The organism is Shinella curvata, from assembly GCF_022899935.1.
GTDB classification, from domain to species: Bacteria; Pseudomonadota; Alphaproteobacteria; order Rhizobiales; family Rhizobiaceae; genus Shinella; species Shinella curvata.
In genome coordinates this window covers 109924-132854 of the sequence record NZ_JALJCJ010000002.1, presented here as the reverse complement: position 1 = coordinate 132854, position 22931 = coordinate 109924, and the positions used below count along the sequence as shown (strand labels likewise).

Here is a 22931-nt window from a genome sequence, read left to right as displayed (position 1 = left end):
CTCAACTGCGATGATCGAGCTTGGCCACCCAGCGGTCGCCGATCCACTGGATACCGCAGACCATGACGATCAGCACGGCGACGACGGCCACCATCACGGAGGTCTCGAAACGCTGGTAGCCGTAGCGGATGGCGAGGTCGCCGAGACCGCCGGCCCCGATGGCGCCGGCCATGGCGGAAGCGCCGATCAGTGTGACCAGCGTCACCGTGAAGCCTGCCACGATGCCGGGCAGCGCCTCGGGGATCAGCACTTCGCGCACGATCGTCCAGCGATTGCCGCCCATGGCGCGCACGGCCTCGATCAGGCCACGATCCACCTCGCGCAGCGACACTTCGGCGATACGCGCATAATAGGGTGTGGCGGCAATCGACAGCGGCACGATGGCCGCCCAGGTGCCGATCGACGTGCCGACGATGAGGCGGGTGACCGGAATGAGCGCGACGAGCAGGATGATGAAGGGCACGGAGCGGAAGCCGTTGATGACGGCGCCGAGCACGCGGTTGATCCAGAGGTTTTCCGCAATGCCGCCGCGGGCCGTCGCCACCAGCGCCAATCCGAGCGGCAGGCCGAAGACCAGCGAGATGATGCCGGAGGCGGCCGTCATCACGACGGTTTCCCAGAGCGAGCGGACGAGAAGTTCAAGCATGATCGGCGACATGGCCGAGGACCTCCACCTGGGCGCCGAGGCGCTCTACATAGGACGCAAGCGACGCGGCCTTATCGGCCGGCACCGCGAGGAAAAAGCGGCCAACGGCCTGCTCCTGGATATGATCGACGCCGCCATGGTTGAGGCGGTAGCCGCCGGGAAATTCCTGCGACAGCCCCTCAAACAGCGGGCCGGTGGCGGCCGGTCCTGCAATGTCGATGCCAAGGATCGCCTCGCCGCCGACATCCGCCGTCAACTTGTCGGCGATATGGGCGGGAAGCTGGGGGCGGATGCTGCTGAGCAGGCTGCGTGTCGTCTCAGCCTGCGGGCGGGAGAAGACCTGCCAGACCGGCCCCTCCTCCACGACGCGGCCGGCATCGAGCACGGTCACACGGTCGGCGATGCCGCGCACCACTTCCATCTCATGGGTGATGAGCAGGATGGTGAGGCCGAGCTTGCGGTTGATGTCCTTCAGGAGTGTCAGGATCGAGCGCGTGGTTTCCGGGTCGAGCGCGGAGGTCGCCTCGTCGGAGAGCAGCAGCGCAGGCTTGGCGGCGAGCGCCCGGGCAATGCCGACACGCTGCTTCTGGCCACCGGAGAGCTCGGACGGGTAAGCCTTCGCCTTACCCGAGAGGCCGACGAGCTCGAGCAGCTCGGCGGCGCGCGCCAGACGCTTGGCCTTCGGCCAGCCCTCGATCTTCAGCGGCAGCGCGACATTCTCTTCGACGGTTTTCGCGGAAAGCAGGTTGAAGTGCTGGAAGATCATGCCGATGCGGCGGCGCAGCGGTTGGAGATCGGCCTCGCCAAGCCCGGTGATCTCGCGGCCCTCGATCTCGATCGTCCCGCTGTCCGGCCGTTCCAGCCCGTTGAGGCAGCGGATCAGCGTCGATTTGCCCGCACCGCTGCGGCCGATGATGCCGAGGATCTCGCCGCGGCGGACAGTAAGCGTCACGCCATCCAGCGCCGCCGTCTCGCCGAAGCGCCGGCGCACGTCCGCAAGGCGGATGACATCCGTCTCCTCGGCTGCGGCGGAGGCCGCTTTCCAGGTCACATGTGAGTTCATTGCGCGTCCTTCCGCAAATACCAAGGCAGCCCGCGACGGCGTTTCAGCGCGTCGCGGGCTGCCGGATCGGCCGTCCTATACCTTAGTAGGCGCTGATGCCCGTGCCTTTGTAGACGCGGTCGAATTCGGCCTTCACGGCGTCGTTCTGGTAGGCCTCGACCAGCGGCTTGACCCAGGGCTCATCCTTGGATTCCTCGCGCACGGCGATGAAGTTGCGGTATGGATTGTCAGCGACCGGCTCCTGCGCGATGCGGTTTTCCGGGGTAAGACCGCTCTTCAGCGCCCAGTCGGTGTTGACCACGGCGGCGTCGAGATCTTCCACCGAGCGGCCGACGATGCCGGCATCGAGTTCCTTGATCTCGAGCTTCTTCGGGTTTTCGGCGATATCGGCGATCGTCGCCAGAATGCCCGTGCCGTCCTTGAGCTTGATCAGGCCCTCATTCTGCAGGACGCGCAGCGCGCGGCCTTCGTTGGACGGATCGTTCGGCACGCCGACGACGGCGCCTTCCGGCAGATCGGCAAGCGTCTTGTGCTTGTTGGAATAGAGGCCGATCGGCCAGACGCCGGTATAGCCGACGGGCACGATCTTGTAGCCGTTCGTCTTGATCTGGTTTTCCAGATACGGCAGGTGCTGGAAGGCGTTGGCGTCGATTTCGCCGCGCTCCAGCGCTTCGTTCGGCTGGGTGTAGTCGTTGAAGACGACGGTCTCGATGGTCAGGCCCTTCTTGGCAGCCTCGGCGGTGACCACGCGCCAGACATCCTCATCCTCACCGGAAATGATGCCGACCTTCAGGTCCTTCTTGTCTTCCGCAACGGCGGGACCGGAAACGGAGAGGACCGAGACGGACACGGCGGCAACGGCAATCGCTGCGAGCGCCACGCGGCGGGAGAGAATATTTTTAGTGATGTTCAACATAATAGCCTGCTTTCGCGATTGGGAGGATCGACGCTCGAAACCGACCCGGTTTCTGTGAGCAAAATCGCAAATGCCGCTTTCGTGAACAACGAATGGCGATTTATTGGGCAGCGCGAACGGGAACTTTCGCTCTCCGGAATGGCCGGAGAACGAGAAAATAATTTCTACTGATTTTATGAATTACTCGAAACGAAAAGGGCGACCCTTCGGCCGCCCTCCTGTTTCAGATCAGAAGCTCGCCTTAAGCTGCAGGCCGGCATTCCAGCGCGGCTTGCTCTCTTCGGCGACCGTCAGGCTGGCGCGGGTATCGACCGCCCAGTTCTCGTGGAACTTCCAGCCGACGCGGGCGCCGACCGAGCCGAAGCGGCGCGCTTCCCAGCCGCCCGTCGCCTGGCCGACCCAGTCGACATCCGCCTTGACGGCATCGCCATTGCCGAATGTCTGGCCGGCGGTGGCGAAGAGCGAATAATCGACCGTCGGGTTGAGCGCATGCGTCCACATGACGGTGACGTCTGCGGTGTCTGCCACCGTGCTCTTGCCGGAAAGGGTCGCGGCAAACAGATTGTCGGCGTCGGGCGTTTCCGCATAGGAGGCGACATCAAGTGCCGAGCGGGACAGCCGGAGGGCTGCGGTGAACTCGTTCTGCGTATCCGGCGCATAGGCGACGCCGACACGCACATGGCCACCGATCAGCGAGCCCGAAGCCTCGTTCGTGCGGGAAACGAGCCTGCCGGCATTGATGTAGTCGCGCGTGTATTTTGCTTCGACATACGGCGAGCCCCAAATGCCGACCTCGCCAAAGGCCTTCCAGCCATCGTCGATCGGGACGGCATAGCGCGCGGAGGCCGCAGCGATCAGCATATTGTCGGCATCGGTGCCGGTCTGGCGCGCATCATAGCCGGCCAGGCCGCCCATCAGGGTGATCTCGTCCGTCGCGTTCCAGCGCGCATTGAAGCCCACCATGCCCTCGGTGCCGGCAAAGGCGGAAATGTAGTCGTCGCCGGCAAAGGGATCGGTCAGGCCGAGAATACGGCCGGCCACGGTATCGACACCGGCCAGAAGCGAGCGGCGCTGCTCGGCAAGGCCATCGAGCGAGCCCTTGACGGATTCGCGGGTCGTGAAGCCGATACGGGATACGTCGAGCGTGTCGAGGAAGATTTGCGCAGCGTCGAGATCGCCGTCCTGCCCCTCGGCCGTCAAGAGGATGGAGAGGTCGAGCGTTTCGGAATCGACCGTGCCCATGCGGCGGTTGATTTCATAATCCTCGGAAACCTCGCCTTCGGGATCGTAAAGGCGAACGCGATCGCCCTTCTTGCCGCCGTCGAGCGTCACCGTCTGCTCGCCGGTCTTGGTGGCAAAGCCGCGATAATCGACGGAGAACACCGAATAGCCCTTGGCCTGCGTGACCGGCGCGGAGAGCGAACAGGTCGTCCGGCCAGGCCCCTGCGTGCGGTCGCTGATGGCGAAGAGGGAATCGAAGAGGAAGCTGGTGGAATTCCTGTCCGGCGACAGGGTCGTGGAGAAGGTGCCCGGCGCACAGCCGTTGGCAGCTTGGGCGGAACCCGCCGCGAGCACGAGACCCGTCAGGATCAGGGCACGATTTGCTTTTTTCAGAACCGTCAAAACTTCACCCGGTCTTAGTGATTACAAAGGAGCGGCCCGCTGGGCCGCTCCGATTTGCGACTACCGTTCTTAACGGCTTAATTGCACTTGCGCCACTGCAGCTGGTACACGATGGCCGCCTTGACGTCCTGCGTATCGACGGTCGCCATGGCTTCCTTGTTGCGCGTCGTCGAGACGCGGATCGAGGAATTGGTGCGCAGGTTGACGTCCTGGCCGCAGGGCGACCAGACGAGCGCATCGGCAACGAGCTTGTTGGTGATCAGGTAATCGTCTTCCTTCGGGCCGACAAAGGTCTTGGCAAAGGATGGGCCGCGCGAGCCGGCGAAGAAATATTCCACGCTGAACTGCGAACGGGCGCCGCGCGGCAGCTGGTTGAAGCCGCGGTAGTCGATGGCGAGGACCGAAACGCTGCGGCCCTGCGGTACGTGCACCGGGATCGCGACGTTGCAGGTCTTGCGGTCCAGCGACTTGCCGGTCTCACCGCCGGCCTGGACGATATATTCATCGAACAGCAGGCTGAGCGACTTGGAGTCCGGGCTCAGCGTCGCCGAGACGCTGTCGGACGGGCAGCCGCTGCCGCCGTAACCCGGCACGCCGAGCGCGATATCGTCTGCATGGGCAACGGCAGCAAAGCCGAGAACGCCGATCATAGCACCAATAATCTTCATGATTCTTCCTCTCGCAAGCCAACAGCGGCTTCTTGCGTTGCATATTCGGACATGCACCCTGAACGATGTCTGAGCGGATCATTCAGAGCGAGTTCAGCAAGAGAGATATAAACGGATGGTAAACATTATATTAAGCATTTGACGGAACGAATTGTCTTAGCGAAGAAACAACAACCGTGGGATGCGCTCACGATCGGTGTCCTTTGAGGGAGGGAGCCAGTGCGTTGGCTGCCGCATCCGATCCCCGTGCTTTCCCAGTGGCAACGCCTGCGACGCCTTGGCACTTCCGGACGGATAAGAACTGCGATAAAAGTGGCATCTGAAATACCTGTTTACCAACACGCCATCAGCAGACGCACGTACCCGAGAGATCCCCATGCGTATGACGTTGCATACCGACTATGCGCTCCGCATGCTGATCTACATGGCGGCGCGATCCAACCCCGTCTGTACCGTCAATGACGTGGCGGAAGCCTATGGACTGTCGCGCAACCATCTCCTCAAGGTGGCGCAGACCTTGCGAGACATCGGCGTCGTCGAAACGACACGTGGGCGGGCGGGCGGCATCCGGCTGGCCAAAGCGCCCGAGACGATCGGCGTCGGCGCGCTGGTGCGGGCGACGGAGGCGGAGTTTTCGCTGGCCGAATGCATGCAGGCGCAAGGCGACACCTGCTGCGCCATCTCGCCGGCCTGCCGGTTGAAAGGCATGCTGCACGAGGCGCTCGCCGCCTTTCTGGCCGTGCTCGACAAATACACGCTCGCCGACATCGTTCGCAATCGCGCCACGCTCGGCCCACTCCTCGGTCTGGATACGGTCGCGGCCTGACAGAAAGGATGGATCGATGAACCGGACACTATGGAAGGCAACCGCATGAAAGGCCGCCCCGCGCCCGAACGCACCATCGTCATCGACGGCAGGCTTCTACCCGAGGTGCTTGACGAGGCGATGATCCATGCCGTCGTACACGGTTTCTATGACGGGATTCGCAAGGACGATCTTCTCGGTCCCGTCTTCAACGGCATCATCGCGGCGGAGGACTGGCCGGCGCATCTGGCGAAGATGTGCGATTTCTGGTCCGCGACGCTGCTGCGCACCGGCCGCTACGAGGGCCGCCCACTGCCGCCGCATCTCTCCGTCCCCGACCTTGGCGAGGCGCATTTCCAGCGTTGGCTTTCGCTGTTTCGCGCCACCGTCGAACGGCTCTGCCCGCCCGAGGTGGCCGATCTTTTCCTCGATCGGGCGCTGCGTATCGCCCATTCCTTCCGCCTCGCCATCGCCTTCCATCGCGGCGAGGATTCCATGAAGGTCCTGCCGATCTCGCGGGAGGCCCTGACATGACGGCCGCCCCCCTCACCCTTGCCCGGGACGAAAGCGGCGAATTCCTGTTGCCGGCGGAGATGCTGGCCGAGCGTTTCGGCTGGCCGACCGAAACCCTGCGCGGCATGATGCGCCGCGGCCTCGTCTCCTCCCGCGTCGAGCGCGGTGAGGGAGAGGATGCCGGCCGCTGGCGGCTTTCGGTGCGCTGCGGCAACCGGCGCTGGCAGGCGATCGTGGAGACCGACGGCAGCGTCGGGCAACAGCGGATCGAGGTCATCCCGGCCGCCCCGAGAAATGCGGGCTAGACCGATCAGACACCGGTACGTGGCGGCTTTACCTTCGCATTGGCGGAATCTTCCTGCGACATCGGTATCCAGCGGACCGAAAGGCGAACCGCCATGCCAGCCTTGCCGGTGCCCCCTCCGCCACCAGGGATAAAACCGCTCTCATCCGCCGCCGCGGCCCTTTGCCCATACAGCAAGCGTGAACTTCGACTGCCGCTTTCACCCCAATACGAAGAGCCGGGCCACGGCAATCGTGGGCTACCTCATGGCCCGCCGCATCGGCGAAGCCTGTTCGTGACTTTCGAGTAGAAACCAGCCCATCCAGGATGTTGCAGCCGACATCTGCTATGCTTCGCTGGCCGTCAGTTCCAGCGCCTGCGCGGCCTGTCGCCGCGCGCCTAACGCCCGCTCTGCCGGTGACGGCCCATTAGATTGACATTGCCTTATTGTATGCAATAAATGAATGAAATATTATACAATTCTGGGCGGAAACCATGACGACATTTCCTCAATCCGGACGCCTCGCCGGTCCGGTGCTCGTGACGGCCCGCTGGGTCGTCGGCCACCAGGACGGCCACCATGTGCTCTATGACGACGGTGTCGTCGTCTTCGAGGGCGATACGATCGTCTTCGTCGGCCAGGACTATGCCGGCGAGGTCGCGCATCGCATCGACTATGGCAATGCCATTCTCTCGCCCGGCTTCATCGATCTCGACGCGCTGTCCGACCTCGACACGACGGTGCTCGCCTTCGACAACCAGCCGTCCTGGCGCACGGGTCGCGTCTGGCCGAAGACCTATATGGACCGCGGCCCCTACGAGATGTACACGCCCGAGGAGCTTGCCTTCCAGAAGCGCTACGCCTTCGCCCAACTCATCCGCAACGGGGTGACGACGGCGCTTCCGATCGCCTCGCTGTTCTATCGGGAATGGGGCGAAACGGACGGCGAGTTTTCTGCGGCCGCCCATGCCGCCCATGACCTCGGCCTGCGCGTCTATCTCGGTCCGGCCTACCGCGCTGGCAACAGCTTCGTCGACGACAACGGCAAGATCGACTTCTATTTCGACGAAGAGCGCGGCCTCGCAAACCTTGCCGGTGCCATTTCCTTCGCCGAGCGGATCGAAGCGATGGCCTCGCCGCTGGTGCGCGCGATGCTGGCGCCCGACCGCATAGAGACCGGCACGGCCGAACTCCTGCGCCGCACAGCCGCGGCCGGCCACGACCTCGACGTGCCGGTGCGTCTGCATTGCTGCCAGTCCGAGCTGGAATTCGACCGCATCACCCGGATGCATGATGCAACGCCGCTGGAATGGCTCGACAGCCTCGGCGCGCTCTCCGAGCGCATGCTGCTGCCGCATGGTGAGCTCGTCGCCGGCACGCGCAACGTGGCCCGCGCCGGACGAGACCTCGATATCCTCGCCAATGCCGGCGCCACACTCGTGCATTGCCCCATCGTTTCCGCCCGCCATGGCGGCTTCATGGACAGCTTCAGCAAATTCCGCGCGATGGGCGTGCGCATCGGGCTTGGCACCGACACCTGGCCGCCGGATTTCATCCAGAACATGCAGGTCGGCATCATGATCTCGCGCGTCATGGACGCCTCCATCGAAAGCGTGCGCTCCGAGCACTATTTCGACGCTGCCACGATCCACGGCGCGGATGCGCTGCGCCGGCCTGATCTCGGCCGCCTCCAGCCGGGTGCAAAGGCCGACATGATCGTGATCGACATGGGCCATGACCGTATCGGCCATGTCATCGACCCCATCCAGAGCCTGATGATGAATTCCTCCGGCCGCGACGTCCGCACCGTCATAATCGATGGCCGCTTCGTCATGGTCGATGGCAAGATTTCCGGCTTCGATGCCGCCGCCGAGCAGGACCGCGCCCAGCGGCAGTTCGACGGCCTGCTTGCTCGCTACCCGGACCGCACCTACGGCCATCCGCCGCTCGAGACGATCTTTTCTTCAAGTTATCCGCGCGTCGGCCGAAAGCCGTAACGTCATTTGCTGGCGGGTCGCTCCGCCGCATCAGCCATGCGGATCCTAAAGCAGGGCGGAAACCATGAAGCTTCATCGGGCCTGTCCATGACCACAAAATCCCACCGATTTCACGGCGCTGGAAACATTCCCGTATCAAGAAAAGTCTCGATGGCCTGGCGCCAGGGGGCAATATCGATGTTGCGCTGGGCGAGCCACTCGGTATTGAAATAGGTGCCGGCATAGCGGTCGCCGCTGTCGCAGATCAGCGTGACGAGCGAGCCTTCTCGCCCTTGCTTCATCATGCCGTCGGCAATCGATAGCAGGCCGAAGAAGTTTGTGCCGGTCGATGCGCCGACGCGGCGGAAGAGGCGGTCGGACAGGACGTGGGCGGCGGCGATGGACGCCGCGTCCGGCACCTTGATCATGTGGTCGATGACGGTGGGGATGAAGGAAGGCTCGACGCGGGGACGACCGACGCCTTCGATGCGCGACGGTTGCGTACAGGTCGCCTCCAGGTCGTGGTTCTTCCAGGCATCGTAGAAAACGGAATTCTCGACATCCGTGACGCAGAGCCGCGTCGCGAGGTTGCGGTAGCGGATGTAGCGGCCGATGGTGGCCGAGGTGCCGCCGGTACCGGCGCCCATGATCACCCAGCTTGGCACCGGGTGCGCTTCCCGCTCCATCTGACCGAAAATGCTCTCGGCGATGTTGTTGTTGCCGCGCCAGTCGGTGGCGCGTTCGGCATTGGTGAACTGGTCGAGATAATGGCCACCGGTGTCCGTCGCGATGCGCGCTGCGGTGTCGTAGACCTCCCGCGGGCTGTCCACGAACGCACAGCGCCCGCCAAAACGCTCGATGACGTCGATCTTCGCCTGGCTGGTGCTGCGCGGCATAACGGCGATGAAGGGCAGTTCGAGCAGATTGGCGAAGTAGGCCTCCGAGACGGCCGTCGAGCCCGACGAGGCTTCCACCAGCGTCGTTCCCTTGCAGATCCGCCCGTTGCAGATGCCATAGAGGAAAAGCGAGCGGGCCAGGCGATGCTTCAGGCTGCCCGTCGGATGCGTGCTCTCGTCCTTGAGGTAGATCGAGATGCCTTTCAGCCCCTTGAACACCGGGTTGACGAGATGCGTATCCGCCGACCGGCGCGCATCGCCCTCCAGAATGCCGATGGCGTGGCGCGCCCAGGCGCGGTCGGCGCAATCATCGAGCGAGGGCGCGGGTTCGGCGCCGAAAACGGCCGGTGTCGTGTCCATGGCAAATCCTCCGAGACGACGGGGATGGTGCGGCATTTTCCGTGGACGATCAACAGGTTCCTGCGCCTTGCCTCGCTAGGGCGAAACGCTCTCGCCGGGATGGCACAACCGTTCAGCCCCATCACCAGCCGGCCATCGGCGACGACGCGCTCATGCAGCAAGGAGCCATAGACGTCGGCCAATGACCTGCACGGCTATACCAGCGCCCGTTCAGCCGCAAAAGCCGCAAGCTGCGGCGCGAAGACGCCCAGATGCGGGGTGCTGGACGATTTCCGGGCGACTGCCCATCGATTGAGGTCTTCGGCGCCAAAGGAGAACGATGCGGCGCAGGTCCCGTTCTGTGCAAGTCCTCATCGGCATTGGGCCGATAGCGCGTGCTACGTCCTCTCCGCTTCGGCGGCGTTCAGCTAGAAAGGAAGAGAACCCCGCCGAGAAAGCGGGGTCCATGCGTCTCACTGGGCAGCATGCACCGGCGCGCGCAACGCGTTCCAGGGGCGTGCTACTTCGAGGTCACGGGCAACACGCACCAGCGTCGCCTCTTCGGCAAAGCGGCCGACGACCTGAATGCCGATCGGCATGGCGTTGGCGTCGAGGCCGAGCGGCAGGCTGACGGAAGGCTGGCCGGTGGCGTTGAAGGTGCCGAGGAAGGTAAAGAGCGTCGTATCGCCCTCGGAAAACGCCGCGGCCGTCAGATCCTCGCGCGTCGTCGCGAACCGGCCGTGTTCGGGTGCCGTCACCGGTGTTGTCGGCGTCAGCAGGATGTCGAAGCGCTGCGTGGCCATGGCGACGTCGTGGCGGATCTTGCGCATGACTTCGAAAATGTTGACGATCTCGGCCGGCGACATGGCGAGCGTCTGCTCCGTCAGTTTCAGCAGCACCGGCTCCATCGTGGTGCTGTCGAGCGGCTTGTTCAGGGAACGGGCAAGGGCCGGCATATCGGCAAGGCCGAGATTGAAGCCGCCCATGACCCCGATCATGATGTCCTCAGGATCGGTCGGCGCAGAAATCTCTTCGATCTCGTGGCCCATGGCAGCCAGGAGTGCTGCCGTCTCGTCGAGAACCGCGAGCACATCCGCCGCGATCGGCACCCGGCCCCAGGGTGTACGTGCCAGGCCGACGCGCAGCTTGCCGGTGGGGCGCTGCAACTCTTCGAGATAGGGCCGTTCCGGCTGGGCGATGATGAAGGGATCGCCCGGCTCGGGACCGGAAAACACGTCAAGCGCGGCGGCCATGTCGCGCACCGTGCGGCAGACGACGAATTCGCGCGCCAGACCGAAGAGCGAATCCTGACTGTCCGGGCCGCCCGATACCCGGCCGCGCGAGGGATTAAGCCCGACGAGGCCGCACCAACCGGCAGGGATGCGGATCGAGCCGCCGCCATCGGAGGCATGCGCCATTGGCACGACGCCCGCCGCCACCGCCGCAGCCGCGCCGCCGGAGGAACCGCCAGCCGAACGGTCGAGGCTCCAGGGATTGCGCGTGATCCCTTCGAGCAGGGTTTCGGTGAAACCGGCAAAGGCGAATTCCGGCACGGCGCTGCGGCCGATATAGCGCAGGCCAGCACCCTTGGCGCGTGTCGTATAATAGCTGTCCTCGGTCGCGACATTGCCTTTCATCAGGCGGCTGCCGCATTCCTGCAGGCGGCCGGCCTCAGTGGAACCGATATCCTTGCGCAGGAAAGGCACGCCGACGAAGGTCCCCTCTCCGGAGCCTTTCACGGTTTCCGCATCGGCATAGAATTCGACGACCGCGTTGATTTCGGGATCGACCTTCTCATGCGCCGCGCGGGCAGCCTCGGCCAGTTCGCGCGCAGACACCTCCCCGCGCCGGACCAGATCGGCAAGACCGGTAGCATCGTGGCTGCAATAGTCTGAAAGGTTCATGGCAAATTCCGTATCTCATGGCTGGGGCGCAGACTGTAGCAAGAAGACCCATCTCCGTCGCGGCCAAGCGTGACCGTGGCGGCGACGCGCATCATCGGCTCATTTCAGCACGCGGTCCAGATTTTCGTGTAGAGCGCCTGCACGTCCGGCAGCACGAACCTTTCCGAGCCCAGGATTCCGTTGCCGTAGCGGGCAAAAGCCGAAATCAGCGCGGCGTCAATCCCCGAGCAGCTGGCTGTCATCGCCGTCGCGGCGGCTGACGAGTTCCTGCTTGATGCCGCGCAGCGTTCTCAGCGCCCTGGTGCGATCGGCATGGGCGACGAGATTGGCGAGCATGTCGATGACGGCGAGATAGGCGTAGCGCGTCGCAGTGGGGCGAAAGATGTTGCGACCTTCCGGCAGGTCGATGGAGATGACGACATCGGCCGCGGCCGACACGGGCGAACCGCTTTGCGTGACGACGATGGTCGGCACGTGTCGCTCGCGCAGAAGCTCCAGGCAGTGAACGAGCGCCGGATCACGCCCGGTGAAGGAGGAGCCGAACACCACGGTGCCCGGCTGCGCCGCCGCCGACAGCATGGCGTTCATGTTGTGGTCGTTCGAGGCGCTGATGCGGCAGCCGAGACGGAAAAGCCGGTTGTGCAACTCGTTGACGATCATCGCCGAATTGCCGCTAGCACCGAAGGCCTGGATGAACTGCGCGCCGCTCAACAGGCGGGCGGCCGTTTCCAGCGCGGCCAAATCGAGCTGGCGATGCAGCTGGAACAAGGCGTTCTGGGCCTTTGCGACAATGTCGCCGGCCACCTCTGCGGGTGTTTCGGCCGGCATGTCGGGCTTGACGTAGCGCAGCCCCACGGCGGACAGCCTGGCGAGCTGAACCTTGAAATCCGGATAGCCCCTGCAGCCGACTCGACGACAGAAGCGCGTGACGGTGGGTGGCGACACGCCGGCCCGCGCGGCCATGACGCCGATCGAGGCATTGACGACGAAATCGACATCATCGAGCGCGATCTGCGCCAGCTTCCTGTCGAGGGCCGACAGCTTGCCGCCCTCATCCCCCAATGCGTGAAAAAGATCCATCGGTTCTCCCATCCCGCGATCGCCAGATCGTGAAAACGAATTTCTCAGACAAAGCCGTCGTACCATAGCACCAGAGCACATCAAGCCGTCGCAGCTTAGCGGAGCATCTCCGGATGCCTGGTATTCCGGGGCCACCGGCCGCATTTCAAAAAATCTTCAAGAAAAATTGCGATCCGTTCGCACGCGAGATGACGGCCGGTGAAACTCGCAAGGGACTTTCGCCCGATAATTTCACGATCGCCTTCCCCTCTTGACAGGCTGCGGCATCGAAGGATCGCCCTAATACACTGGCATAAAACGAGATTTTATAGACAACCCATCATCTTTCTGCTCCGCGCCCAATTCTCGGCGTTGAAAAATCGCTCACGTTCCAGACCGCCATGAACGCGAAGGCCCAAGCCATCGCAACAGCAGCTAACGCATTGACTTTTCATAGAATTCTGCTCTGTTAAGAAAATTAATTTCAGCTGCGCAATGCCGGAGACGTGGCAAAGTGGGCCTGCACGGCGCCAGTTTGGCGGATGGTCCGGCGCGCCAAAAGACCATCGGGAACGTACAGAGATGCGCATTTTCACGGCTTCGCTTGCAACGGAAACCAACACGTTTTCTCCCGTGCCGACGGATATGAACGCCTTCAAGGCCGCGTTCTATGCCGGGCCGGGCGAGCATCCGGATACGCCGACGCTCTGCTCCTCGGTCGTGCCGATCCTGCGCCGGCGTGGCCGCGCGGAGGGCTTTACCGTCATCGAGGGCACGTCCTGCTGGGCCGAGCCCGCCGGGCTCATCCAGCGTGGGACCTATGAGACGCTGCGCGACCAGATCCTCGGCGAACTCACCGCAGCACTGCCCGTCGACGCCGTCGTGCTCGGCCTGCATGGCGCGATGGTCGCGCAGGGCTATGACGATCCGGAAGGCGATTTCCTTGCCCGTATCCGCGACCTCGTCGGTGCGGACGTGTTGATCGCGGTGGAATTCGATCCGCACAGTCACCTTACCGCCAAGCGCGTCGCCAATCTCGACCTGATGGCGGCCTTCCTCGAGTTTCCGCATACCGATTTCGAGGAACGGGGCGAGCATGTCGTGGACCTGGCGCTGCGCACGCTGAAGGGCGAGATCCGCCCCGTTGTCTCCACCTTCGACTGCCGGATGATCACAATCTATCCGACGAGCCGCGAGCCGATGCGCTCCTTCGTCGACCGGCTGAAGGCGATGGAGGGCAAGGACGGCATTCTCTCGATTTCCGTCATCCACGGCTTCATGGCCGGCGACGTGCCGGAGATGGGAACGCGCATCGTCGTCGTCACCGATGGCGACAAGGCGAAGGGCGACGCGCTGGCAAAGTCGCTCGGCCATGAACTCTACGGCTTGCGCAAGCGGACGGCCATGCCGATGCTCGATACCGAAGCCGGCCTCGACGAAGCCCGGGCGATCCAGACAGCCCGGCCGGAAAAACCTGTCGTCATCGCCGACGTCTGGGACAATCCGGGCGGTGGCGTTGCAGGCGACGCGACCTTCATCCTGCGCCGCATGATCGAGCGCGGCTTCGAAAACGTCGCCGTCGCAACCATCTGGGACCCCATCGCCGTCTCCTTCTGCCATGCAGCGGGTGAAGGCGCGGAGCTGGCGCTGCGCTTCGGCGGCAAGTCCGGCCCGCAGGGCGGCGAGCCGCTGGACCTGCGCGTGACCGTGCAGCGTGTCTTCGATGCCGGCTGGCAGAGTTTCCGCAACAGCCGCGTGACGCTCGGCAGCACGGCCGTGGTGCGCCCGGTCGGCACGACGATCGATATCGTGCTGATCACCAGCCGCACGCAAACCTATGAGCCCGACATTTTCTCCAACCAGGGCGTGGATTTCGCGAAGAAGGACTTTCTGCTGGTGAAGTCCACCAACCATTTCCATGCCGGCTTCCAGCCGGTTTCATCCGAAATCGTCTATATCGCCGCCCCGACCTCCTACCCGACCGACCCGGCAACGACGCCCTATCGCAAGGCGCGTTCCGACCTGTGGCCACGCATCGCCGACCCGCTGGGCCTGGACACGACGGCACGCTGACCTTTCGGTCACCCCTGCCTGGCAACAGAGCGGCTGCGCTTGTCGATCGCCCTTTGCAGCGCGTCGGTGATGTCCTCGTCGCGGAACGGCTTGGCGATGACCGCCAGCGCCCCGTCGAACCCGTAGGGTAAAGATCCGGGATCGCCGGTGACGAAAATGACGTCGATGCCGAAGCGGTCGATCAGGCGCCGCGCCAGCAGATGACCGCTGTTGCCATCGGAGAGGCCGAGATCCACCAGGGCGATATCGGCACGCGGCGCATAGGCGAGCGCCTGCTCGACGGTCGAAACCGGCCCGAGAGTTTCATGGCCGCTGTCATGCACAACGGCCTCCAGGAGGCTGGCGATAAGGAATTCATCCTCGACGATCATGACGCGCATGACGTTCTCCCGCTTCAGGCCGATCTGGAGACATGTTCGGGCTTGCCCTTGCGCCTGGTCGAGGCCATCTCCTTGAGCTCTTTTTCGGACATGGATTTCTCCATGTCCTTCGAAGCGCCTTTCAGCGCGCTCTTTTTGATGTCGCCACGTTTTGCCGCAAGCGCGGCACCGGCGGCTTTCTGCTGCGATTTGGATTTTGCAGGCATGGGACGATCTCCTTTTGACGATATGACCGTCAAACAGGCGAAGCCGTGCAAGGTTCCATGCGGTCACACGCCCGTGGCTGCAAGCGCCTCGGCGATCTCCAGGGGGCCGTACGGTTTCTGCAGGAGAATGGCGGGACCTTCGCCCGGAACGGCCGGCAGCTCGCTATGCCCCGTGGCGAAAACGACGCCGATGGCAGGCCTTTCCTCGCGGGCATGGATCGCCAGTTCCACGCCCGACATGCCGGGCAGGCCGACATCGGCCAGAAGCACATCGAAAGTACGGCTTTTGAGAAGCGGCAACGCCTCCTCCGCCGTCGCAGCTTCGACCACCTCGTGACCGAGCTCCTGCACGAGATCGACGGCGTTGAGGCGGATCAGGAAGTCGTCCTCAACCAGCAGGATGCTGAGACGGCGCGGCTTTTCGGGCGTTTCCTGCGGCAGAGACGCGGCGTCGGCCTTGGGCGGCGTCGGCTTGCGGCCGGCAAGCGTGGCACGCAGCTTTCGCGCCAGCGCCTCGCGCGTATAGGGCTTCGGCAGAAGATCGACCCCGGCATCGAGCCGCCCCTCGTGGACGATGGAGTTTTCCGTATAGCCGGAGGTGAAGAGCACCACGAGACCGGGCAGGCGTTCGCGCGCCTTGCGGGCGAGGTCCGGGCTGCGCAACGGCCCCGGCATGACGACATCGGTGAACAGGAGGTCGATCGGCACGCCGCTTTCGATGACCGTCAGAGCACCAGCGGCATCGCGCGCCTTCAGCACGGAATATCCGAGGTCGCCCAGCATCTCGACGACGGTCGCGCGCACCTCGTCGTCGTCCTCCGCGACGAGAATGGTTTCCGTCCCGCCGATGATGGGCCCGAAATCGGCTTCCGCGAGACGATCCTCCTCCTCGAGGGACCGCGGCAGATAGATGCGCACGGTCGTGCCTTCGCGCGGCTCGCTGTAGATCTTGATATGCCCGCCCGACTGCTTGACGAAGCCGTAGACCATGGACAGACCGAGGCCGCTGCCCTTTCCGGCGGGCTTTGTCGAGAAGAACGGCTCGAAAGCCCGTTCCATCACATCCACCGCCATGCCCTCGCCGGTATCCGTCACGGCAACGAGAACGTATTGGCCGGGTTTGATATCGCCATGCTGCCGGGCATAGGCGTCATCGATGAAGGCATTTCCGACCTCGACCGTCAGCTTGCCGACGCCCTTCATGGCATCGCGCGCATTGATCGCGAGATTGAGCACGGCATTTTCGATCTGCAGCGGATCGACAAAGGTGTTCCAGAGGCCGCCGGAGCGGATCGTCTCGATCTCGATTGCCTCACCGATTGTACGGCGCAGGAGGTCCTCGAGGCCGGCGACGAAGCGGCCGATATTGATGACCTTCGGCTCCAGAGCCTGTCGGCGCCCGAAGGCCAGCAACTGGCTTGCGAGCTTGGAACCGCGGCTGACGCCCGCAATGGCATTGACGACGCGCTGCTCGGCACGCGCATTACCGGCGATGTCCTTGCCTAGGAGCTGGAGATTTCCGGAAATCACCTGAAGCAGGTTGTTGAAGTCATGCGCGACGCCACCTGTCAGCTGGCCGATGGCTTCCATCTTCTGCGCCTGGCGCAGCAACTCCTCCGCCTCAGCCAGCGCGCGCGCCTGCTCGCGCTCGGCCGTAACATCCCGGCCATAGGCGAAATTCAGTCCTTCCTCCACGAAAATTCGCCAGGAAATCCATCGCGCAGAGCCGTCGAAATGACGGAAGCGCACCTCCAGTTCAGCTGAACCGAACCGCCGGTCGCCGGTAAGGAAGCGCGCGGAATCCTCCGGCAGGACGAACGTGCCAAGGCGCCGCCCAATGCTTTCGCGCGCCGCAAAGCCGAGCACATCCGACCAGGCGGGATTGACGGACCGGATCGTGCCATCCTCACCGGTGACGACGAGGAGGTCGCGCGCGTTGCGCCAGAGGCGGTTCACCTCCGCCGTACGCTCGGCGACCTGCCGCTCCAGCGAGTTGGCGAGCTGCTCCAGCTTCTGCTCCGCCCGGCGGCGCTCCACCGCGATGCGGGTGCGCGCGGCGACATCACGCACGAAATCCAGCTCACTCGCCGACCATTCGCGCACGTCCTCGTGATTGAGATAAAGCAGCGCGACGAGGCCCGACGCTTCCGTCACCGGCATGTTGATGAAGGCCCGCGCCTTGATCGCCTTCAGCGCTTCGGCCGTCGCCTTCGTGCGCGGGTCCTTTTCCGCGTCCGCCACGACGACGGTTTCGCCGTGTTTGAGATCGTCGATGTAGTTGCCGTATTCGCGAAAATTCAGCACGCCGGCAATCGTCTTCACGCCCGGCGCGTTCCAGTCGCGCTCGATCGTGATCGTCTCGGCGACGAGGTCGATCGTGCCATAACCGGCGCGGCTAACATGGTGCACCTTGGCGAGCATTTCTGCCGCCGCGAAGGCGATGTCGGCGGGATCCGTGAGCTGTCCGAGGCGGTCTGTCAATGCGATCAGCGCATCGCGCCTGATCTCTTCGGCGCGCATTTCGGTGACATCGACATTCACGCCGATCATGCCGAGGAATTCGCCCGAGGCATCGAAACGCGGATGCGCATCGGTCCGTAGGAGGCGGTAGCAACCCAGCTTGCGGCGATAGCGCGCCTCGACGACGAACGGCGCTCGCCGGCGCATCGCATCCCCGAAGACCTCGGCCAGCATCTGGCGGTCGTCGGGATGCACCGTCGTATTCCAATCGAAGCTGGCGACCTCGTCCGGCTCGACACCCCAGAAAGCGCGTTTTGCCGCGTTCAGATAGAGGCACTTGCCGGTTTCGTCTCCCATCCAGAGCATGACCGGGGCGTTGTCGGCCGCAAGACGAAACCGCGCCTCGCTTTCGCGCAACGCATCCTCCGCCGCCTTCTGCTCGGTCACGTCGTGGCCCTGCACGAAAATGCCCGTCGGCCTGCCGTCCTCGCCGAAGACCGGCTGATAGATGAAATCGAGAAAACGCTCGTCCGGCGCGGTGTCATGGCGCCGTTCAAGGAGCACGCGCACACCCTTGCCGACATAGGGGCGCCGGGTGGCGAGAACACGATCCAGCAGATCGACGAAGCCCTGCTCGACCACTTCGGGCAGCGCCGCGCGGAGCGGTTTGCCGATGATGTCCCGGTGATTCACCAGTTGGCGATAGGCATTGTTGGCACCGCTGAAGACATGATCCGGACCGACAAGGGTAGCCACGAATCCGGGCGCCTGCTCGAACATCTCGCGCAGCCGCTCGCCTTCCGATTTCAATCGCTCCTCGGCCTTCACCTTGCCGGTCGTCTCGACCACGATGGCAATGACACCCGCGGGGTGACCATCCTCTCCGAGCACGGGCGAATAATCCAGATTCATCCAGACCTGCTCCGGCTCGCCACGATGGCGCAGGAGCGTCAGTTCCTGATCCTTGTAGGCAAGCGTGCCGCCAGCCAGACCGACCTTCATGACATTGTCGTTGAAATCGGCGACCTCGGGCCAGCCTTCACGAACCTTGCTTCCGAGCAGCGCCGGATGGCGGCCACCCGCGAAGACGGAATAGGCATCGTTGTAGATCATGATGCCGTCTTCCCCCCAGAGGAGGACGATCGGCACCGGAGAGCGCAGCATGAGGCTGACGGTGTTCTTGAGGCTCGACGGCCACTTGTCGAGGTCGCCTATGGAACTGTGGCTCCAGTCGAAGGCGGTAATCAGGCGGGCGACATCGCCACCACCGCTGAGAAACGGGTAACGGCTGTTGACCGCCCCCTCCAGCCCGTCTTCCACCCGCATTCATCGCCCCCTGTGCCCGCCGGTCTTCCCGGACTGCTTTCCCACCGGAAGATCGTGATCGATACCGTTATTCGAATTTGTCCCGCCCTCGCCGAAAGCGCCTGACGGCAGCCACGGAAATAGGGCGGGAATACGCGACGTCAAATGACGCCGTGGAACCGCTGCCGGTTTTACCTAGCGCTGGAACACGGGAAGGTCCGAAGGCTTGGCAACACGGCCGCCTCTCACCCCCAACCGCTCCCAGGCGAAGGTCTTCGCGGCCGCCGCCGCCGCTTCCTTGGTGGGATAGGTATCCGGCAGCACATAGTCCTTGCCCTCGCAGGACAGCATTGCCCGGCAACTCAATACGTCGAAATGCAACTGGATATGGGACTGTTCGTTCATCTCATTCTCCTCCACACGACAGAAGGAAACTCGATCCTCGCCAAGAAGTTCCCAATCCGCCCTGTCTTCTCCAAATCGTCACCGATATCGAGGTCGGGGCAGATGGTCAGAGGCACGACTTGCAAACGCACTGTCATGCACGGCGGCACGCGACCCGAAGTTCACGGGGGCGCATTTGGTTCCCTGGTTTCACCGCAGCAATCCCTGACCGCCATCGATCCAGAGTGGAACACCCGTGATGTGGCGTGCCTTGGAGGACGCGAGAAAGAGGATCGCATCCGCGACATCCGCCGCCGTACCCGGCTCGCCCGATGAGATAGGGACCTCACCTTCCGGCCACACGACGGGGATGCCCGCCTCGGCTGCGCCGCGCTGACGGGTGTTGTCGCCTATGCTCGTGTCGATTGCCCCGGGGCATATGGCATTGACGCGGATCTGCGACTTGCCGAGTTCCAGCGCCAGCTGCTGCACCATCGCGAGCTGCGCGGCCTTGGTCGCGGCGTAGGCGGTCGCGCCCGGCGTGGTAAAGGTGCGGTTGCCATTAATGGAGGATACCACGACGATGCTCGCCTCCCTTCCCGCCTTCAGATGCGGCACGGTAAGGTGCAGGGTCAGGTAGGTTCCGCGCAGGTTGACCGCGATCGTCTCATCCCACTCGGCGGGTTTGAGGTCGTCGATCGGCGCCCAGACGCCGTTGATGCCCGCATTGGCGATGACGATATCGAGAGCCCCGAAGCCCTCGACAAGCCGGTCGACCGCCGCCCGCATCGACGTCTCATCCGCGATATCGGCGACCAGCGCCATAGCATCTCCGCCCAGCGCCCGGATATCGCGCACAACGGCCACGACTTCCTCTTCGGTCCGGCTCAGCACGCCGACACTGGCGCCATGGCGGGCGAACGCTTCGGCGGTCGACTGACCGATCCCGGATCCGGCTCCCGTCACGAGGACAACCTTTCCTGCAAACAGCATCGCGTCTCCTCCATTCCAAGAGCCTGACAGAAATGCCTCCGAAGCAGTCCTGTTCCGAGGTTTTTTCGGAACCATGGCCGGACAGCGACGTTTGTTTCGAAGACGAAGACCATTCGCAGGAGTTTTACGTGCGCCAGAAAAAAAAGCCGATCGCCCGCAAACCCGCCGCGCATACGGATGTCGATACCCCGCCAAGAAACAAACGCCGCAACGCCTGGGATCCGCAAATCATCGTGCCGCATCAGGTCGATCTGCCGCTCGGGCCGGGGCATCGCGACGAGGTGGTCGTTCCCGCGGCGCCGAACGGCCGCAGCCTTGCCAATGGACGGCTCTGAAGGAGGCGAGCGAAGATGCGCGTAAAGGACGTCATGTCCGCCCAGATCGTAACCGCCTCCCCCAACGACACCGCCCAGTCGGCCGCCCGGCTGATGCTGGAAACGGAAGTGGGTGCGCTACCCGTGGAGGTGCCCGGCATCGGTGCCATCGTCGGCATCATCACCGACCGCGACATTGTCGTTTCCGTGCTGGCGAAGGGTCTTTCAACCTCGACCGGCGTTGCCGAATTCATGACGGTGTCACCTGAAGTGTGTAACGAGAATGACGAGACGGCCGCAGTGGCGACCCGCATGCGCGACCTCGCGGTGCGGCGGCTGGTGGTCGTCAACGACGACAGGCGCGTCGTCGGCATCGTCAGCCTCGTCGATATTCCGGCCGAACCGGCGATGGAGGGCGTGAAGTGACCATCTACGCGACGGACAGGCTGTGGGACGAAGCGGTGGTTCTCGAAGCGAAGGGACGCGTGCTGCGCGTGCAGAGCACGCGCGACGCCCTGCTCTGCCTCAAGAACCATTGGCCAACCGAGAACGGCCCTGCCATGCGGACGGCGATAAGCGTCGGCGAGCAGGGGCTGACCAGCGACGACGACCCTGCATTTGCCCGCCGGGCCTTTATCGAAGCCGCCAGAGAGGCCGGCTTCAGCGTGAACGCGTGGACGGTGGCATAACCGCCGACACTTTCAAAGGGACATCATCGTGCAAGACGAACGCCAGGAATGGATCAGCAAACGCGCCTACAGTCTCTGGGAGACGGCAGGCCGACCGCACGGCAAGGACCAAGAGCATTGGGAACAGGCAGCGCGCGAACGCGCAGAGCTCGAAAGAATTGCCCTTCCCGAACATCTGCGAACAAAACGCAACGCGGTCGAAGCCGATGCCGCCACCCGAAGGGCCATTGATTCGACCCGGCAGCCCCGGCGCAAAGCCACCCCCAAGGAGACACCACTCCGGCCCTAGAGTATTTTCCGATGCCGAAGCGACCTTGCTCCGGCTTGGAATGTTCTCGAAGGGCCGCGTCACGCTGTGTCGATGCTCACGCCTTGGGCGACGATAGCACCGGCGCTTTCCTGCCTGCGCGGCGACGTGCATTGCGGCGGCTTTCGAGAAAACGCAGAAGCCGCTCCTCCTCCGCCCGCAGGCCTGCAAGTGCCAATGGCGGGCGGCGCATGGCGATGCGAAGCATCTCCGGCGTCTCGGCAAGGGCGATGATATCGGGGTGAATATAGCTCGACCGTGCAATGGCCGGCGTATTGTGCAGAACCTCGGAGGCGGCCATCGCCATAGCCTTGATCGTCGCGCGCCCCCCGGCCTCGATGGCATGGCGTGCCAGGGAGAACGCCGCGAGGCTGCCTGCCCAGGTACGGAACGTCTTCGCCGAGACGCTGATGCCTGAGATGTCGGCAAGATAGGCGTTGAGCCGGCCGGAATCGACCGGTCGCACCAGATTGGCCTCGTCCCTCCAGACAAAGAGTTGCCGGCCGGGCAAGTCGGCGCATTCTTCCAGAATCCGCTGCAGGCGCGGGTGTTTCAACGTGCGGCGAACACGTTTGCCGCCCTTTGCCGTGAAACGCAGCTCGACATGGCCATCGGCCAGCGAGACATGGCGCTTCAACAGCGTTGTCGCGCCATAGGTCTTGTTCTCCTGCGCATAAGTGCGGTTCCCGACACGCAGCTGCGCCTCATCGAGCAGGACCGTGATGGCCGCCAGCATCGTATCGACGGTGCCGGCCGTGCCGTCGAGATCGCGCCGCACCACCCGCCTCAGTTTCGGCAGCGCTCGGCCGAAAGCGATGAGCTGGCCGAACTTGTCGCCGCTTTTCAGCGCCTGCCAGTCGGCATGATAACGATACTGTTTTCGACCGCGCGCATCATAGCCGGTCGCCTGCAGATGGCCGTTGTCCTGAACACATATCCAGACGTTCTCATAGGCCGGCGGCAGGCCGAGCGCGGATATGCGCGCCTTCAGCGCCGCATCCCGCACGAGCGCGCCGTCCGGCAAACGGTAGCAGAAACTGCGGCCGGCGCGCTGGCGCCGGATTCCCGGCTCGCTGTCGGAGACATAGACGAGACCGGTTTGCGAAAGAGTGTCCGGCGCCATGGCAG

Annotated in this window: 23 protein-coding genes and 1 pseudogene; 9 read left to right on the top strand and 15 right to left on the bottom strand. The window is 63.9% G+C overall.

Annotated features, from left to right (window positions below; genetic code table 11):
• Nucleotide 1: 1 nt before the first annotated feature.
• The 5 genes from MUU55_RS06600 to MUU55_RS06580 all read right to left on the bottom strand — a co-directional run bounded on the left by MUU55_RS06600 (nucleotide 2) and on the right by MUU55_RS06580 (nucleotide 4916).
• Nucleotides 2–658, bottom strand: coding sequence for a methionine ABC transporter permease (locus MUU55_RS06600; RefSeq protein WP_244759996.1), 657 nt, complete (start codon nucleotides 656–658; stop codon nucleotides 2–4).
• A complete protein-coding gene (locus tag MUU55_RS06595) occupies nucleotides 639–1709 on the bottom strand; it encodes a methionine ABC transporter ATP-binding protein (protein WP_244759995.1) in 1071 nt (356 codons plus the stop codon). Before MUU55_RS06595 ends, MUU55_RS06600 begins: the two co-directional genes overlap by 20 nt.
• An 82-nt stretch (nucleotides 1710–1791) precedes the next feature.
• Nucleotides 1792–2625: a MetQ/NlpA family lipoprotein gene (locus MUU55_RS06590; RefSeq protein WP_244759994.1), complete on the bottom strand. Its 834-nt coding sequence runs from the start codon at nucleotides 2623–2625 to the stop codon at nucleotides 1792–1794.
• Between the two features lie 228 nt (nucleotides 2626–2853).
• Nucleotides 2854–4248 carry a DUF4360 domain-containing protein gene (locus MUU55_RS06585; RefSeq protein ID WP_244759993.1) on the bottom strand — a complete coding sequence of 465 codons (1395 nt, stop codon included), beginning with the start codon at nucleotides 4246–4248 and terminating at the stop codon, nucleotides 2854–2856.
• Between the two features lie 77 nt (nucleotides 4249–4325).
• The gene (locus MUU55_RS06580) at nucleotides 4326–4916 is read right to left on the bottom strand and encodes a DUF4360 domain-containing protein (RefSeq protein WP_244759992.1); all 591 of its coding nucleotides are present in this window, start codon (nucleotides 4914–4916) and stop codon (nucleotides 4326–4328) included.
• 376 nt (nucleotides 4917–5292) lie between these two features.
• Between MUU55_RS06580 and MUU55_RS06575 the strand changes: the two genes are divergently transcribed.
• The 4 genes from MUU55_RS06575 (at nucleotide 5293) to MUU55_RS06560 (ending at nucleotide 8515) form a co-directional block, all read left to right on the top strand.
• A complete protein-coding gene (locus MUU55_RS06575) occupies nucleotides 5293–5742 on the top strand; it encodes an Rrf2 family transcriptional regulator (protein WP_244759991.1) in 450 nt (149 codons plus the stop codon).
• A 45-nt stretch (nucleotides 5743–5787) separates the two neighbouring features.
• Nucleotides 5788–6255 carry a group III truncated hemoglobin gene (locus MUU55_RS06570; RefSeq protein ID WP_244759990.1) on the top strand — a complete coding sequence of 156 codons (468 nt, stop codon included), beginning with the start codon at nucleotides 5788–5790 and terminating at the stop codon, nucleotides 6253–6255.
• Nucleotides 6252–6539: a DUF6522 family protein gene (locus tag MUU55_RS06565; RefSeq protein ID WP_244759989.1), complete on the top strand. Its 288-nt coding sequence runs from the start codon at nucleotides 6252–6254 to the stop codon at nucleotides 6537–6539. Before MUU55_RS06570 ends, MUU55_RS06565 begins: the two co-directional genes overlap by 4 nt.
• A 473-nt stretch (nucleotides 6540–7012) precedes the next feature.
• Nucleotides 7013–8515, top strand: a complete 1503-nt coding sequence (locus MUU55_RS06560; protein ID WP_244759988.1) for an amidohydrolase family protein — start codon at nucleotides 7013–7015, stop codon at nucleotides 8513–8515.
• 110 nt (nucleotides 8516–8625) lie between these two features.
• Here the strand turns inward: MUU55_RS06560 and MUU55_RS06555 are convergent, their stop codons facing one another.
• The 3 genes from MUU55_RS06555 to MUU55_RS06545 form a co-directional block, all read right to left on the bottom strand.
• A complete protein-coding gene (locus MUU55_RS06555; protein ID WP_244759987.1) occupies nucleotides 8626–9750 on the bottom strand; it encodes a PLP-dependent cysteine synthase family protein in 1125 nt (374 codons plus the stop codon).
• Between the two features lie 452 nt (nucleotides 9751–10202).
• Nucleotides 10203–11633, bottom strand: a complete 1431-nt coding sequence (locus MUU55_RS06550; RefSeq protein WP_244759986.1) for an amidase — start codon at nucleotides 11631–11633, stop codon at nucleotides 10203–10205.
• Between the two features lie 216 nt (nucleotides 11634–11849).
• Nucleotides 11850–12713: a MurR/RpiR family transcriptional regulator gene (locus MUU55_RS06545; RefSeq protein ID WP_244759985.1), complete on the bottom strand. Its 864-nt coding sequence runs from the start codon at nucleotides 12711–12713 to the stop codon at nucleotides 11850–11852.
• A gap of 561 nt (nucleotides 12714–13274) precedes the next feature.
• Here MUU55_RS06545 and MUU55_RS06540 point away from each other — a divergent pair.
• Nucleotides 13275–14765: a M81 family metallopeptidase gene (locus MUU55_RS06540; RefSeq protein ID WP_244759984.1), complete on the top strand. Its 1491-nt coding sequence runs from the start codon at nucleotides 13275–13277 to the stop codon at nucleotides 14763–14765.
• Between the two features lie 8 nt (nucleotides 14766–14773).
• Here MUU55_RS06540 and MUU55_RS06535 read toward each other — a convergent pair whose 3' ends face one another.
• The 6 genes and pseudogenes from MUU55_RS06535 to MUU55_RS06510 form a co-directional block, all read right to left on the bottom strand.
• Entirely contained in the window at nucleotides 14774–15145 is a 372-nt protein-coding gene (locus MUU55_RS06535; protein WP_244759983.1) for a response regulator, read from the bottom strand.
• Nucleotides 15146–15159: 14 nt separating this feature from the next.
• A complete protein-coding gene (locus MUU55_RS06530) occupies nucleotides 15160–15351 on the bottom strand; it encodes a DUF3008 family protein (RefSeq protein ID WP_244760880.1) in 192 nt (63 codons plus the stop codon).
• Between the two features lie 63 nt (nucleotides 15352–15414).
• Entirely contained in the window at nucleotides 15415–17772 is a 2358-nt protein-coding gene (locus tag MUU55_RS06525) for a response regulator (RefSeq protein ID WP_425314164.1), read from the bottom strand.
• 96 nt (nucleotides 17773–17868) lie between these two features.
• Nucleotides 17869–18591 (bottom strand): annotated as a pseudogene (locus MUU55_RS29370) (PAS domain-containing protein); the annotation flags it as partial.
• 720 nt (nucleotides 18592–19311) lie between these two features.
• On the bottom strand, nucleotides 19312–19521 hold the full coding sequence (locus MUU55_RS06515) for a hypothetical protein (RefSeq protein ID WP_244759982.1): 210 nt from the start codon (nucleotides 19519–19521) through the stop codon (nucleotides 19312–19314).
• A gap of 189 nt (nucleotides 19522–19710) precedes the next feature.
• Complete coding sequence (locus tag MUU55_RS06510; RefSeq protein WP_244759981.1) at nucleotides 19711–20493, bottom strand: SDR family oxidoreductase; 783 nt, start codon at nucleotides 20491–20493, stop codon at nucleotides 19711–19713.
• A 128-nt stretch (nucleotides 20494–20621) separates the two neighbouring features.
• Between MUU55_RS06510 and MUU55_RS06505 the strand changes: the two genes are divergently transcribed.
• The 4 genes from MUU55_RS06505 to MUU55_RS06490 are packed head-to-tail and all read left to right on the top strand — an operon-like array spanning nucleotide 20622 to nucleotide 21785.
• On the top strand, nucleotides 20622–20828 hold the full coding sequence (locus tag MUU55_RS06505; RefSeq protein ID WP_244759980.1) for a hypothetical protein: 207 nt from the start codon (nucleotides 20622–20624) through the stop codon (nucleotides 20826–20828).
• A gap of 15 nt (nucleotides 20829–20843) precedes the next feature.
• Nucleotides 20844–21233: a CBS domain-containing protein gene (locus MUU55_RS06500; protein WP_244759979.1), complete on the top strand. Its 390-nt coding sequence runs from the start codon at nucleotides 20844–20846 to the stop codon at nucleotides 21231–21233.
• Nucleotides 21230–21496, top strand: a complete 267-nt coding sequence (locus tag MUU55_RS06495) for a DUF982 domain-containing protein (protein ID WP_244759978.1) — start codon at nucleotides 21230–21232, stop codon at nucleotides 21494–21496. Before MUU55_RS06500 ends, MUU55_RS06495 begins: the two co-directional genes overlap by 4 nt.
• 28 nt (nucleotides 21497–21524) lie before the next feature.
• A complete protein-coding gene (locus MUU55_RS06490) occupies nucleotides 21525–21785 on the top strand; it encodes a DUF2934 domain-containing protein (RefSeq protein ID WP_244759977.1) in 261 nt (86 codons plus the stop codon).
• A 76-nt stretch (nucleotides 21786–21861) separates the two neighbouring features.
• Here MUU55_RS06490 and MUU55_RS06485 read toward each other — a convergent pair whose 3' ends face one another.
• Complete coding sequence (locus MUU55_RS06485; RefSeq protein WP_244759976.1) at nucleotides 21862–22926, bottom strand: DNA topoisomerase IB; 1065 nt, start codon at nucleotides 22924–22926, stop codon at nucleotides 21862–21864.
• Nucleotides 22927–22931: the final 5 nt, after the last annotated feature.